The organism is Gaoshiqia hydrogeniformans (genome assembly GCF_049347105.1).
Lineage (GTDB): Bacteria > Bacteroidota > Bacteroidia > Bacteroidales > Prolixibacteraceae > Gaoshiqia > Gaoshiqia hydrogeniformans.
The window spans coordinates 2608746-2625807 of sequence record NZ_CP186334.1; the positions used below are offsets into that span (position 1 = coordinate 2608746).

A 17062-nucleotide genomic window follows, 5' to 3' on the forward strand; every position below is an offset into this window, starting at 1 on the left:
TTTTATTTAAGTATGACTGATAAATCATTAATGTGTTGATATGGCGATACTTATACTTCTTATGAATTAATACACACAAAACTTATCAATAGTTCATTGTCGATAACTTTTTGAACGTGATAACTGTCAAGTTGTTTTTTTTCAAGAACTTGTATCAAATCAGCATGTAGATGGTATTGCAACGGTCAGGTCCTGAGGAATCAGGGGTAATGACATGAATTTACAGAAGTGCAAGGCTAATTTTCTACGTATGACAAGAAATAGATGGAGTTTTTTTAAGACGATCATTGGGGCATGGTTAGTCTTAAATCAGGTAAGCGTATTTGCTGTTTCCACACAGAGTGATCGCCCGGTCGGTCAGATCACTCGTTTTGCCGAACCGTTATGGTATCAGGAGGCAACCGGTTTTTCTGTTGACGATCCGGATGTTAGTCTGGCCGGGCCTGATGCCCGGATGACCGGCGCCGGTGAATCGGTGCCTACGGTAACAGCTACCGTGGCTTCAGATTTTATTTGCTCCGGCACGGCGACCAATATAACGCTCTCCGGTTCCATTCCCGCTACCAACTTCTCATGGACCGCTGTCCAGTACGGCGCTTCCGGGGCTTCTTCCGGTTCGGGGAACTCCATTCTGCAAACCCTGAATGCAACAGGGGCCATCGCGGGGGAAGTCATTTACACCATCACCCCTGAATATGAAGGGACTTACGGAACCCCCATCGACGTAAGTATTTTTGTAAAACCTAAGCCAACAGCCACAGCTACCCCGACTTCACAATCCATTTGTTCCGGTGAAACGGCGACTGCTGTCCTGACAGGAACAGTACCGGGTACCACCTTTACCTGGTCGGTCCTTTCGGTAACCAGGGTCACCGAAGTGAAAACCGGCGACACCGGGAGCGGCTCCGTCATTGTACAAAATTTTACCAACTATACCACTTCTGCCGGTACCGTTGTTTACCAGGTAATAGCAACGGCTAACGGATGTAGTAATTTTGACAACCCCCCAACATTTGTTTTTATTACGGTCTATCCTCTGCCGACTCCGGGAGCTATCTCCGGCGACCAGGCCATTTGCCCGGGCGAAACGCCGGCCACGATCACGTCGGTCACCGAAGGAACGGGCTCAGCCGAGATATCATACATCTGGGAAAAATCAACCGATGGCGTAAACTGGACCCAGGTATACGGGGGGCCGAATGCTGATCTTGATCCGCCGGTCGTTTTTGAGAATACCCAGTTCCGCAGGATCACGGTTTCAACAACCAGTAACGGAAAAGCTTGTTATTCAGAGCCGACAGCCCCGGTTACCATATACATGGGGGGAGACGATCTGCCACCCACTTTCACGGTTCCGGCCCCGGCGACTGTTCCGTTGCGAGCCGATTGCACGGCAAGCACGGGGCCGGCTGTCACCGGGTTCCCGTATAATATTTTCGACAATTGTTCCGATCCTTCGGGAATAACGGTTGAGTACGAGGATAGTGAACCGGTTCCGGGGGCTTGTCCGGGAACCTACAGTTTCGTCCGTACATGGACAGTGACCGACGAAACGAATCTTAGCTCTTCACAAGACCAGACCATTACTGTAATCGACCAGACAAAGCCGATCCTGAGCATTCCACCTACTGCTGTGGTGGATTGCAGCGGAAATACCGGTCCGGCCTTTACCGGTCAGGCGACAGCCACCGATAATTGCGGCGGGACTGTGCTCATTACCTATACGGATGATGTCACTGCCGGCTCCTGTCCGCAGAACTTAACGATTTTACGAAACTGGACCGCTACTGATTGCAGCGGTAACAGCGTGACGGCGATCCAAACGATCCTGGCCAGAGATACCCAAAAGCCTGAAGTTTTTATGCAGGACCTTTACGTGCAATGTCCCGGCGATATTCCGCCTGCTTATACAAACCTGGCAGCATTTATCGCCGATGGCAATACCGTTTCAGATAATTGCGGCTCTGTTAGTTTTATCGTGTTTGACGAAATAGCCCATGGGCTCGAGGAAAAACCCGGTTATTGTCCGAACCGGTTAACCCGGTATTACCGGGTGACCGATGGCTGCGGAAATGACACGGAGGTTACGCAGGAAATCTATATTGCCGACGAGTGCGGTTGTTCACCCTGTCTGGACGGGGTAAATTTCTTTTTTGTAGACATGTCGAATGATCCTTACGCGGAGTTCACCGTGCCTTCAACCATCAGAAACGGTACCTGTTGCGATGCAAAATTTAACGATCGCTGTATTGCTTTCAATATTATCCTGCATAAAGATGCTATTGGTATAGAGATATCCATCAACGGGGCAACTCCTCAACCTCACGAGTGGGATGTTGATTGCCGTGATGTAAAAATTATTAATGGTATTGTTTGTCTGCCAACCGGACAATTCCACCTGTTTACCTTCTGTAAGCCGGGAGCCAACCCCGAAGATTATACGTTCAGGTCGGTTCCGGGCGTTGTAGCCGCCGAGGGTATAACCACACGCATGGAATGTTCGCAACAGCTTTTTACCGAAGGAATTGAGAACCAGGCGATGTGGAACAGTGTTTGGCCCGGTACGCCCGGCCAGTATAACCATTACCTCTCCAGCCTGACGGATCCCAATCCGTTCTTTTATGCCGATGTGAATTCTCCGCCTGTTATTAAATATGAAGTTTGCGGGTATATCGGGACCAACTCCTGTAACGACCTGGGGATGGACTGCGATACGATAACCGTTAATGTAAGGCCCCTGATCGAATTGGCTTGGGATAACGATCCCACGATGGTGTGCGAAGATGATATTCCTCCCTTGGTTGCCCAGATCAGCCCGATTGACGCGGCGTATCAGTTCGAGTGGTTCAATGGCTATGATGCTGTTGGTACGCCAATCTACACCGGGTCTAACAGTTATACTCCAGATAGCGACGGGCAATATTCCATCAGGGTGACCGACCTGGATGACGGGGTTCCCTGCGGATCAAAGGTGTTCAACTTCGATGTGATTTACGATACCACTCCAGCTTCGGTATTTGGTCCGCCCGATGGCGACCTCACCGTTGAATGTAACGGTCCGACAGCCTATCAGGAAATTAATAACTGGCTAAACAGCGCTTACGCTCTCGACGACGATGGCAGCTCCATTCCGGTGTATTGGGATTATTCCGGTATCAACATGGCCTGCGGTACCAGTTTGCCGGTAACATTTCTGGCTACTGATAAATGCGGTAACGAAGGGAGCGCTGTAGCTTATATTCATGTGATTGACACGCAGGCTCCAAACATATCGCGTCAGGCGCAAGACGGGGAGGCGGAATGTTTTGGGAATGATCCGAATGATAATTCATTTTTTAATAACTGGCTGGCTACCAGGGGAGGGGCGACGGCTTCCGACGACTGTGACAGGTCGTTGACCTGGACGAATAACTATGATCCCCTGAACTGGAGCGGCAATCCTTGTGATAACCGGATTACTGTCACCTTCTTTGTAACGGATGATTGTAACAATACCAGTCAAACCGTGGCTACATTCACGGTCACAGATACCCAGCCGCCGATTATTGCCAGTTGTCCGCCACCGGTAATTGGCGAACCGGACGATGCAGAATGTTATGCGACCAACGTGGCGTTGGGAACTCCAAGCGCAGTCGATCTTTGTTCTTCAGTAACCTGGACGAATAATGCGCCGGCGCAATTCCCCGTGGGGCAAACGGTGGTTACCTGGACTGCTTCTGATGCCTGTGGTAACAAGGCGACCTGTCTTCAGAATGTCAATATTTATGACAATAATCAACCGCCGACTATTGTCTGTCCTCCGGATGTCACAGCTACGGCCGAGCCGGGCGATTGTGATGTGCCGGTAACCTCCATTGAACCGCCCATTGCTGACGATAATTGCGGGATTGTTTTACAAATCTGGATGATGACCGGCGCTACTACCGGGATCAGTCCCCGCACCGGGATCAATGATGTCAACGGTCAGGTATTTAATGTAGGAACTACGGTGGTTACATATACCGTTGCCGATCAGGCAGGGAACAGGGCAAGCTGCTCGTTTACCGTAACGGTGGAAGATCAAACCAATCCGGTCATCGAAACTTGTCCTGACGATTTAACGGCCAATGCTGCTCCTGACCAATGTGAGCAGTACCTGCTTGTACCACAACCAGACGCCTATGATCCCTGCGGGCAGGAGATCACCATCACGCACGATTCTCCCTACGGGATATCCCCGAACGATGCCAGCGGTAATTATCCGGTTGGAGTGACTGTAATAACCTGGACAGTCACCGACTCTTCCGGAAACTCAACCACCTGTACCCAAACGATTACGGTTAATGATGTCCAGGCTCCGGAGCTGACCTGTCCTTCTGATCAGGAAGATACGGCAGAGCCGGGAGACTGTTTCCTGGTCAATTTTGAAATGCCTGACCCGGTTTATTCCGATAACTGTCCCAACCCAATCCTGACCTATACCATGTCAGGGGCAACGACGGGCAGCGGCGCGGGATCAGTAAGCGGATTTACCTTTAATGTAGGAGTGACAACTGTTACTTATACGGTAACGGATGCTTCCAATAACTCAACAAGCTGCAGTTTCAATGTTTGGGTGAAAGACCTGCTTCCTCCTGAACTGACTAACGGCTGTCCGGATGATATTTTAGGTGTTGTCGTTCCTGCCGGTGAATGTGAGGTCTTTGTAAATGTTCCGGCGCCTGAGGTAACCGATCCCTGCAACGAAGGTTATACCGTGACGAACAGTCATACCGGAACAGCCGATGCCAGCGGACTTTATCCGGTGGGTACAACCACTGTCATTTGGACGATCACCGACGCTTCGGGTAATATCACCACCTGTGAACTGTTGGTGGAGGTGATTGATCATGAGGCCCCGGTCATTACGTTCTGCCCGGAAAATGTGGAACAAACCACAACGACCGATAATTGTGAACTGGAAAGTGTTTATATGGATGATCCGGTTTACACCAATAATTGCTCAACCCCGGTCCTTACCTACGAGATGACTTTCCCGGACGGCAGCACGGCTTCCGGCAACGGTTCTGTAAGCGGAATGACTTTCCCGGTGGGCGTGACAACGGTGATCTACACGGTGACCAATTCATCCGGAGTCTCAATAACCTGTTCATTTACCGTATGGATTAAAGACTTGGTAAAGCCTGAATTTACTTACGGATGCCCTGATCCGATCGGGCCGTTTGATGCAGCTCCCGGCGTATGCGAAATTTATGTTCCTATTCCTACCCCCGAAGTATACGATCCCTGTAATGAAGGTTATACCATTATAAACAGTTATACCGGAACCAATGATGCAAGCGGAATTTATCCGGTAGGCACAACTACGATAATCTGGACGGTTACAGATGCTTCCGGAAATGAAAATCATTGTGAGCAAACAGTAACTGTTGTCGATAACGAAGATCCGGTTTGGGCGCAAAGTATGCCGGCAGATACGACTGTTGAATGTGACGACATACCCCTTATTCCGGCTGATATTACGGCTACAGATAATTGTGATATTCAGGTTGATGTCAGGTATGATGAAGAGAGAACGGACGGGCCGTGTGCAGATACTTATACCCTGACGCGTAACTGGATTGCAACGGATGAATACGGCAACACCATTACCCACATACAAACCATTACCGTAACAGACACCCAGGCCCCGGTTTGGGCCGTAGCGATGCCGGCAGATATCACCGTTGAGTGCAGCGAAGTACCGGCAGCCCCGGCCAATATCACGGCCACGGACAACTGTGACGGAGATGTTCAGATCAGCTACGCTGAAATCAAAACCAATGAGGATGCCGGTTGCGCGGGAAGTTACACGCTGATCCGCAGCTGGACAGCAGATGATAACTGCGGGAATGTAAGCGTGCATACGCAAACCATTACCGTAACAGATACCCAGGCCCCGGTTTGGGCCGTAGCGATGCCGGCAGATATCACCGTTGAGTGCGACGAAGTACCGGCAGCCCCGGCCAATATCACGGCCACGGACAACTGTGACGGAGATGTTCAGATCATCTACTCTGAAATCAAAACCAATGAGGATGCCGATTGCGCGGGAAGTTACACGCTGATCCGCAGCTGGACAGCAGATGACAACTGCGGGAATATAAGCGTGCATACGCAAACCATCACGGTACGCGATACCCAGGCTCCGGTTTGGGCCGTAGCGATGCCGGCAGATATCACCGTTGAGTGCGACGAAGTACCGGCAGCCCCGGCCAATATCACGGCCACGGACAACTGTGACGGAGATGTTCAGATCAGCTACTCTGAAATCAAAACCAATGAGGATGCCGATTGCGCGGGAAGTTACACGCTGATCCGCAGCTGGACAGCAGATGACAACTGCGGGAATATAAGCGTGCATACGCAAACCATTACCGTAACAGATACCCAGGCCCCGGTTTGGGCCGTAGCGATGCCGGCAGATATCACCGTTGAGTGCGACGAAGTACCGGCAGCCCCGGCCAATATCACGGCCACGGACAACTGTGACGGAGATGTTCAGATCAGCTACTCTGAAATCAAAACCAATGAGGATGCCGATTGCGCGGGAAGTTACACGCTGATCCGCAGCTGGACAGCAGATGACAACTGCGGGAATGTAAGCGTGCATACGCAAACCATTACCGTAACAGATACCCAGGCCCCGGTTTGGGCCGTAGCGATGCCGGCAGATATCACCGTTGAGTGCGACGAAGTACCGGCAGCCCCGGCCAATATCACGGCCACGGACAACTGTGACGGAGATGTTCAGATCAGCTACTCTGAAATCAAAACCAATGAGGATGCCGATTGTGCGGGAAGTTACACGCTGATCCGCAGCTGGACAGCAGATGATAACTGCGGGAATGTAACCGTGCATACGCAAACCATTACCGTAACAGATACCCAGACCCCGGTGTGGGCCGTAGCGATGCCGGCAGATATCACCGTTGAGTGCGACGAAGTACCGGCAGCCCCGGCCAATATCACGGCCACGGACAACTGTGACGGAGATGTTCAGATCAGCTACGCTGAAATCAAAACCAATGAGGATGCCGGTTGCGCGGGAAGTTACACGCTGATCCGCAGCTGGACAGCAGATGATAACTGCGGGAATATAAGCGTGCATACGCAAACCATCACGGTACGCGATACCCAGGCCCCGGTTTGGGCCGTAGCGATGCCGGCAGATATCACCGTTGAGTGCAGCGAAGTACCGGCAGCCCCGGCCAATATCACGGCCACGGACAACTGTGACGGAGATGTTCAGATCATCTACTCTGAAATCAAAACCGATGAGGATGCCGGTTGCGCGGGAAGTTACACGCTGATCCGCAGCTGGACAGCAGATGATAACTGCGGGAATATAAGCGTGCATACGCAAACCATTACCGTAACAGATACCCAGGCCCCGGTGTGGGCCGTAGCGATGCCGGCAGATATCACCGTTGAGTGCAGCGAAGTACCGGCAGCCCCGGCCAATATCACGGCCACGGACAACTGTGACGGAGATGTTCAGATCATCTACTCTGAAATCAAAACCAATGAGGATGCCGATTGCGCGGGAAGTTACACGCTGATCCGCAGCTGGACAGCAGATGACAACTGCGGGAATATAAGCGTGCATACGCAAACCATCACGGTACGCGATACCCAGGCTCCGGTTTGGGCCGTAGCGATGCCGGCAGATATCACCGTTGAGTGCGACGAAGTACCGGCAGCCCCGGCCAATATCACGGCCACGGACAACTGTGACGGAGATGTTCAGATCAGCTACTCTGAAATCAAAACCAATGAGGATGCCGATTGCGCGGGAAGTTACACGCTGATTCGCAGCTGGACAGCAGATGATAACTGCGGGAATATAAGCGTGCATACGCAAACCATCACGGTACGCGATACCCAGGCCCCGGTTTGGGCCGTAGCGATGCCGGCAGATATCACCGTTGAGTGCGACGAAGTACCTGCAGCCCCGGCCAATATCACGGCCACGGACAACTGTGACGGAGATGTTCAGATCAGCTACGCTGAAATCAAAACCAATGAGGATGCCGATTGCGCGGGAAGTTACACGCTGATCCGCAGCTGGACAGCAGATGACAACTGCGGGAATATAAGCGTGCATACGCAAACCATTACCGTAACAGATACCCAGGCCCCGGTGTGGGCCGTAAGCATGCCGGCAGATATCACCGTTGAGTGCGACGAAGTACCGGCAGCCCCGGCCAATATCACGGCCACGGACAACTGTGACGGAGATGTTCAGATCAGCTACGCTGAAATCAAAACCAATGAGGATGCCGGTTGCGCGGGAAGTTACACGCTGATCCGCAGCTGGACAGCAGATGATAACTGCGGGAATATAAGCGTGCATACGCAAACCATTACCGTAACAGATACCCAGGCCCCGGTTTGGGCCGTAGCGATGCCGGCAGATATCACCGTTGAGTGCAGCGAAGTACCGGCAGCCCCGGCCAATATCACGGCCACGGACAACTGTGACGGAGATGTTCAGATCAGCTACGCTGAAATCAAAACCGATGAGGATGCCGGTTGCGCGGGAAGTTACACGCTGATCCGCAGCTGGACAGCAGATGACAACTGCGGGAATGTAAGCGTGCATACGCAAACCATTACCGTAACAGATACCCAGGCCCCGGTTTGGGCCGTAAGCATGCCGGCAGATATCACCGTTGAGTGCAGCGAAGTACCGGCAGCCCCGGCCAATATCACGGCCACGGACAACTGTGACGGAGATGTTCAGATCAGCTACGCTGAAATCAAAACCGATGAGGATGCCGGTTGCGCGGGAAGTTACACGCTGATCCGCAGCTGGACAGCAGATGACAACTGCGGGAATATAAGCGTGCATACGCAAACCATCACGGTACGCGATACCCAGGCCCCGGTTTGGGCCGTAGCGATGCCGGCAGATATCACCGTTGAGTGCGACGAAGTACCGGCAGCCCCGGCCAATATCACGGCCACGGACAACTGTGACGGAGATGTTCAGATCAGCTACGCTGAAATCAAAACCAATGAGGATGCCGGTTGCGCGGGAAGTTACACGCTGATCCGCAGCTGGACAGCAGATGACAACTGCGGGAATATAAGCGTGCATACGCAAACCATTACCGTAACAGACACCCAGGCCCCGGTTTGGGCCGTAGCGATGCCGGCAGATATCACCGTTGAGTGCAGCGAAGTACCGGCAGCCCCGGCCAATATCACGGCCACGGACAACTGTGACGGAGACGTTCAGATCAGCTACTCTGAAATCAAAACCAATGAGGATGCCGGTTGCGCGGGAAGTTACACGCTGATCCGCAGCTGGACAGCAGATGACAACTGCGGGAATATAAGCATGCATACGCAAACCATTACCGTGATTGACACCCAGGCCCCGGTTTGGGCCGTAAGCATGCCGGCAGATATCACCGTTGAGTGCAGTGAAGTACCGGCAGCCCCGGCCAATATTACGGCCACGGACAACTGTGACGGAGATGTTCAGATCAGCTACGCTGAAATCAAAACCAATGAGGATGCCGGTTGCGCGGGAAGTTACACGCTGATCCGCAGCTGGACAGCAGATGACAACTGCGGGAATGTAAGCGTGCATACGCAAACCATCACGGTACGCGATACCCAGGCCCCGGTTTGGGCCGTAGCGATGCCGGCAGATATCACCGTTGAGTGCGACGAAGTACCTGCAGCCACGGACAATATCACGGCCACGGACAACTGTGACGGAGATGTTCAGATCAGCTACGCTGAAATCAAAACCGATGAGGATGCCGGTTGCGCGGGAAGTTACACGCTGATCCGCAGCTGGACAGCAGATGATAACTGCGGGAATATAAGCGTGCATACGCAAACCATCACGGTACGCGATACCCAGGCCCCGGTTTGGGCCGTAGCGATGCCGGCAGATATCACCGTTGAGTGCGACGAAGTACCGGCAGCCCCGGCCAATATCACGGCCACGGACAACTGTGACGGAGATGTTCAGATCAGCTACGCTGAAATCAAAACCGATGAGGATGCCGGTTGCGCGGGAAGTTACACGCTGATCCGCAGCTGGACAGCAGATGACAACTGCGGGAATATAAGCGTGCATACGCAAACCATTACCGTAACAGATACCCAGGCCCCGGTGTGGGCCGTAAGCATGCCGGCAGATATCACCGTTGAGTGCGACGAAGTACCGGCAGCCCCGGCCAATATCACGGCCACGGACAACTGTGACGGAGATGTTCAGATCAGCTACGCTGAAATCAAAACCAATGAGGATGCCGGTTGCGCGGGAAGTTACACGCTGATCCGCAGCTGGACAGCAGATGATAACTGCGGGAATATAAGCGTGCATACGCAAACCATTACCGTAACAGATACCCAGGCCCCGGTTTGGGCCGTAGCGATGCCGGCAGATATCACCGTTGAGTGCAGCGAAGTACCGGCAGCCCCGGCCAATATCACGGCCACGGACAACTGTGACGGAGATGTTCAGATCAGCTACTCTGAAATCAAAACCGATGAGGATGCCGGTTGCGCGGGAAGTTACACGCTGATCCGCAGCTGGACAGCAGATGACAACTGCGGGAATGTAAGCGTGCATACGCAAACCATTACCGTAACAGATACCCAGGCCCCGGTTTGGGCCGTAAGCATGCCGGCAGATATCACCGTTGAGTGCAGCGAAGTACCGGCAGCCCCGGCCAATATCACGGCCACGGACAACTGTGACGGAGATGTTCAGATCAGCTACGCTGAAATCAAAACCGATGAGGATGCCGGTTGCGCGGGAAGTTACACGCTGATCCGCAGCTGGACAGCAGATGACAACTGCGGGAATATAAGCGTGCATACGCAAACCATCACGGTACGCGATACCCAGGCCCCGGTTTGGGCCGTAGCGATGCCGGCAGATATCACCGTTGAGTGCGACGAAGTACCGGCAGCCCCGGCCAATATCACGGCCACGGACAACTGTGACGGAGATGTTCAGATCAGCTACGCTGAAATCAAAACCAATGAGGATGCCGGTTGCGCGGGAAGTTACACGCTGATCCGCAGCTGGACAGCAGATGACAACTGCGGGAATATAAGCGTGCATACGCAAACCATCACGGTACGCGATACCCAGGCCCCGGTTTGGGCCGTAGCGATGCCGGCAGATATCACCGTTGAGTGCGACGAAGTACCGGCAGCCCCGGCCAATATCACGGCCACGGACAACTGTGACGGAGATGTTCAGATCAGCTACGCTGAAATCAAAACCGATGAGGATGCCGGTTGCGCGGGAAGTTACACGCTGATCCGCAGCTGGACAGCAGATGACAACTGCGGGAATGTAAGCGTGCATACGCAAACCATTACCGTAACAGATACCCAGGCCCCGGTGTGGGCCGTAAGCATGCCGGCAGATATCACCGTTGAGTGCGACGAAGTACCGGCAGCCCCGGCCAATATCACGGCCACGGACAACTGTGACGGAGATGTTCAGATCAGCTACGCTGAAATCAAAACCAATGAGGATGCCGGTTGCGCGGGAAGTTACACGCTGATCCGCAGCTGGACAGCAGATGATAACTGCGGGAATATAAGCGTGCATACGCAAACCATTACCGTAACAGATACCCAGGCCCCGGTTTGGGCCGTAGCGATGCCGGCAGATATCACCGTTGAGTGCAGCGAAGTACCGGCAGCCCCGGCCAATATCACGGCCACGGACAACTGTGACGGAGATGTTCAGATCAGCTACGCTGAAATCAAAACCGATGAGGATGCCGGTTGCGCGGGAAGTTACACGCTGATCCGCAGCTGGACAGCAGATGACAACTGCGGGAATGTAAGCGTGCATACGCAAACCATTACCGTAACAGATACCCAGGCCCCGGTTTGGGCCGTAAGCATGCCGGCAGATATCACCGTTGAGTGCAGCGAAGTACCGGCAGCCCCGGCCAATATCACGGCCACGGACAACTGTGACGGAGATGTTCAGATCAGCTACGCTGAAATCAAAACCGATGAGGATGCCGGTTGCGCGGGAAGTTACACGCTGATCCGCAGCTGGACAGCAGATGACAACTGCGGGAATATAAGCGTGCATACGCAAACCATCACGGTACGCGATACCCAGGCCCCGGTTTGGGCCGTAGCGATGCCGGCAGATATCACCGTTGAGTGCGACGAAGTACCGGCAGCCCCGGCCAATATCACGGCCACGGACAACTGTGACGGAGATGTTCAGATCAGCTACGCTGAAATCAAAACCAATGAGGATGCCGGTTGCGCGGGAAGTTACACGCTGATCCGCAGCTGGACAGCAGATGACAACTGCGGGAATATAAGCGTGCATACGCAAACCATTACCGTAACAGACACCCAGGCCCCGGTTTGGGCCGTAGCGATGCCGGCAGATATCACCGTTGAGTGCAGCGAAGTACCGGCAGCCCCGGCCAATATCACGGCCACGGACAACTGTGACGGAGACGTTCAGATCAGCTACGCTGAAATCAAAACCAATGAGGATGCCGGTTGCGCGGGAAGTTACACGCTGATCCGCAGCTGGACAGCAGATGACAACTGCGGGAATATAAGCATGCATACGCAAACCATTACCGTGATTGACACCCAGGCCCCGGTTTGGGCCGTAAGCATGCCGGCAGATATCACCGTTGAGTGCAGTGAAGTACCGGCAGCCCCGGCCAATATTACGGCCACGGACAACTGTGACGGAGATGTTCAGATCAGCTACGCTGAAATCAAAACCAATGAGGATGCCGGTTGCGCGGGAAGTTACACGCTGATCCGCAGCTGGACAGCAGATGACAACTGCGGGAATGTAAGCGTGCATACGCAAACCATCACGGTACGCGACACCCAGGCCCCGGTAATGGATCCTTCGGCGATTATTCCGGAGGGAGAAACAGACATGGATCTTTGCTTTGGCGCGATTCCTGAAGGACCTGCAGTGGATGAGATTGCTGTTCTGTACACCGATAATTGCAGTAACGATATTGTTGTAACCAAGTCGGGTACGCCAAGCGGCAACGATTGCAGTTGGACCGTAACTTACGTTTATCACATTACCGATGGTTGCGGCAACGCTGCTGAGGATATCCGGATTACATATTCGGGAGGGGACAAAACGAATCCGGTGATGACTTGTCCGGCAGCCTTGACTGCTGTTTGCGACCTAAGTGAGCAACCGGCTTACGCAAACTTTGCCGAATTTACCGCAGCGGGAGGCTTTGCTTCCGATAACTGCGCGGTCGATCCGGCGTCATTTAAACTAATCAGCGAGATCAGCGATCATCAGACTTGTCCGGAAACAGTGACCCGTACTTACGAACTTGCTGATTACTGCGGAAATACAGTAAGCTGTGAGCAAACAATTACGATTGATCCACGGTTATCCGTATTAACATATGCCATCCCGGAAAATACAGTCGTTGATGCTTGTAATTTTGCTACACAAGCCGACCTGGATCAGGCTTTTGCACAGTGGCTGGCTTCATTCACGGTTTCCGGAGGATGCAGCCCGGATGTTGTGTTCAGCACAAACATGGCGCCACAATTGTGTGCCGGAGGCTTGGTGACTGTAGTGATGGATGTAACAGACCTTTGTGGTAACCTGTCTGTTCAGGCGACATTCGAATTGATTCCGTCTCCTGAACTAACCGTGGAAAAACCGGACAATATGACCGCAGATGCCTGCAACTTCTCCTCACAGGCAGAGCTGAATACCGCATTTGCCCAGTGGATATCCGGATTTTCGGTTGGCGGAGGTTGCAGCCCGAATTCACAGTTCAGCACGACAACAGCGCCTGACTTATGCACTGGAGGAACAGTAACGGTGGTCATGGATGTGACCGATCTCTGTATGAATACTTCGGTTAACGCGACGTTTGAACTGATTCCTGCCCCTGAATTGAGCTTGAGTCAACCCTCAGATACCACGGTAAGCACATGCAACTTCACGTCGCAGTCAGAATTAGATGCCTTGTTTGCTCAGTGGCTGACCGGATTTGCTGTAGCCGGAGGTTGCAGCCCGAATTCGCAGTTCAGCACAACAACCGCGCCTGATCTGTGTACCGGCGGGACCGTAACGGTTGTGATGAATGTGACCGACCTTTGTGTAAACACTTCGGTGCAGGCAAACTTTATTTTGACGCCTCCGGCTGAACTGGTGGTTTCAAAACCATCGAATACCACGGTTAGCACCTGTGCTTTTGCCAGCCAGGCAGAGCTTGATGCCGCTTTCGCGGAGTGGATGAACGGATTTACGGTTACCGGCGGATGCAACCCGGTTGAAACGCTTAGTTCTACAACTGCTCCCGGGCTTTGCGGCGGCAGCGTTACGGTGACCATGTTGGTAAGCGATGTATGCCGGAATGAATCGGTATCTGCAAGTTATACGGTTAATCCGCCTTCATCTTTGCCGCAGGTATCTGATATCAATATTGCTGTCAATGCCTGTGATTATGCCGGCCAAGAGAGTCTGGACAACGGATTTGCGGCATGGATAGCCGGTATCGGAAATCAAATTAACCTGTCAGGCGGATGTAACAGGCAACTGACAAATGATTTGGCATCCGTTCTGGTTCCGGATCTTTGTACCGGCGGCACAGCTATTGTGAACTGGATGCTTACGGACCTGTGTGATACCACGATATTCCAATCGCGTTATACAGTTAACCCGGCGCCTGCGCTTTCTGTAACCAAACCGGCAGATCAGCTGCTTTCGGCCTGCAACTTTACTTCGCAGCAAGAGCTCGATCGCACGTTCACCCAATGGATGAGTGAGTTCAGGGTTAGCGGAGGCTGTCATCCGGTGGTTTCTCTCAGTCAGGCAAACGCGCCTGAGTTATGCGTTGGGGGAACGGTGAATGTGACGCTGGACGTAACTGATCTTTGCGATACCATTTCGGTTAACGCTACCTTTGAATTGAGCCCGGCGCCGGCCCTGATTGTCAGTCAGCCTGCAGATACCACCATAAACGCATGCGATTTTGTGTCGCAGGCAGAACTTAATACCACCTTTGCTCAATGGTTGAGTCGTTTTGGGCATACCGGAGGATGCAACCCGGTAGGTAATTACGGGACGCCCTCGGCGCCTGATATATGCGGAGGAAGTGTAACGGTAACCTACCACATCACGGATCTTTGCGAAACTGCCTCTGCCGGCGCCTTATTTACCATTAACCCGCCGACGCAACCGGAAATAAGTTTGTCAGCTACTCTTCCGGATACCTTAAGCTGTTCTGAAGCAGATGCCTACCGGACAGCCCCGGATGCAACCTACACCAACGGTGAAACCGGAGCCTGCCTGTTGAGCGGCGCCGTTCCGGCAAAAATGATCCCGGCTTGGGATAAATGTTCCGGAGGGATCATTACCGTTGAGTATACAGCGACCGATAAATGCGGATTTGTTCTGACAGAAACGCATGTGATCACCGTTTTGGCGGCGCCGGCGCCGGTGGTGACGTTACCTGCCCTGCCCGATACCTTAAGCTGTGACCAGGCAAGAGCCTATACGTCTGCACCGAATGCAAACTACACCAATAATGAAACCGGCACCTGTATGACCGGCGGTTCCATTCAGGCGAAACTTATTCCGGAATGGACTAAATGCGACGGGGGTTTCATCACTGTTGAATATGCCAAAACCGATGATTGCGGGTACGAAATGACCGTTTCCCATGTGATCACCGTTTTACCGGCGCCGGAGCCAAGCGTGAGCTTGCCGGGGTCACTGCCGGCCTCATTGACCTGGAAACAGGCCGAAACCTATACCTCAGCTCCAAATGCCACCTATTCAAACTACGAATCAGGCGCTTGCCTGGTAAGCGGGTCCATCCCGGCTGTTTTGACGGCAAAATGGGATGATTGTAACGGAGGTATCATTACCGTTGATTACACCGCGACGGATGAATGCGGATTTGAATTGAGCATATCGCACATCATTACGGTTGAACCGGCGCCCGAGCCAACTGCCTTTGCCGGTAACCGGCAAATTATTTGCCTGGGCGACGACATTTTTATGAGCGACGCAACCGCCGCCAACTACTCCCGTGTATCCTGGACCACCAGTGGCGACGGTAGTTTTGTACGGCCGGATATGCTGAACCCGCGGTACCTGCCCGGTCCGGAGGATATTGCGACCGGCGCGGCCCTGTTGACACTGACTGCTCAAAATATGTCAAGTAATTGTGAGGCAGCTTCGTCAGTCATGGAACTATTTATCATCGGACAGGATAAGGCACAGTATGTGACCAGTGAAGTACTTTGTGAACAAGACCTCCCGTACAGTTGGTACGAACATACCATTCAACGGGGCGGTACATACGAAAGTAAGATCGAAACGCCGGACGGTTGTTATGATCTGGCGATCCTGCACCTCGAAGTTGTCCCGGATAATATAGCGCCTGAGGTTGTTGACGACAGCTATGTGGTTGAAGTAAATACCACCAGGTCAATGCCGGTTCTGGAAAACGATTTTGATCCTAACGGAATGATTGATCCGACCACGATCAGAATCGTGGATAACCCGAGACATGGCATGGTTAGCGTTAACCAAAGTTTTGAATTGGTTTACACCCCGAGTTCAAACTTTATGGGGAAAGACCAATTCTCCTACTCGGTTTGCGATGACGGCGATCCATGTAACGTTTACTGTGGCCAGGCTCGTGTAAATATTGATATATTGCCTCCAGGACAGGATAAAGAGTGTGAATTCTTCATTCCGGATGGTTTCTCACCAAACGGCGACGGACTACACGACTATTTCCAGATCTACTGTATTCAGAAATATCCGGATGCCAAGCTGATGATTTTCGACAAGCAGGGTAACCAGTTGTATGAAAAGAAAAATTACGGCAACCAGACGGTTTGGAGAAGTTACGAAGAGGCTCACTGGAACGGCGAATCGACCAAACACCATCAGAATTCACGGCGCCGGGTTGAACCGGGGGTATACCTGTATATCCTTGATCGGGGCAATGGTGAACTGGACAGAGGTTTTGTCATGGTTTCTTACTAAAAAAAGGAGAGAGGATTG

1 protein-coding gene is annotated in these 17062 nt (G+C 52.7%); it reads left to right on the plus strand.

What is annotated here, in order from left to right; all coding sequences use genetic code 11:
- Window positions 1-250: 250 nt before the first annotated feature.
- Window positions 251-17044 carry an HYR domain-containing protein gene (locus ACOIT5_RS10385; RefSeq protein ID WP_423130402.1) on the plus strand — a complete coding sequence of 5598 codons (16794 nt, stop codon included), beginning with the start codon at window positions 251-253 and terminating at the stop codon, window positions 17042-17044.
- Window positions 17045-17062: the final 18 nt, after the last annotated feature.

What these genes read in the sequence shown, in the direction of transcription:
- ACOIT5_RS10385 (WP_423130402.1), top strand. Translation starts at nt 251, where the DNA reads ATGACAAGAAATAGATGGAGTTTTTTTAAGACGATCATTGGGGCATGG.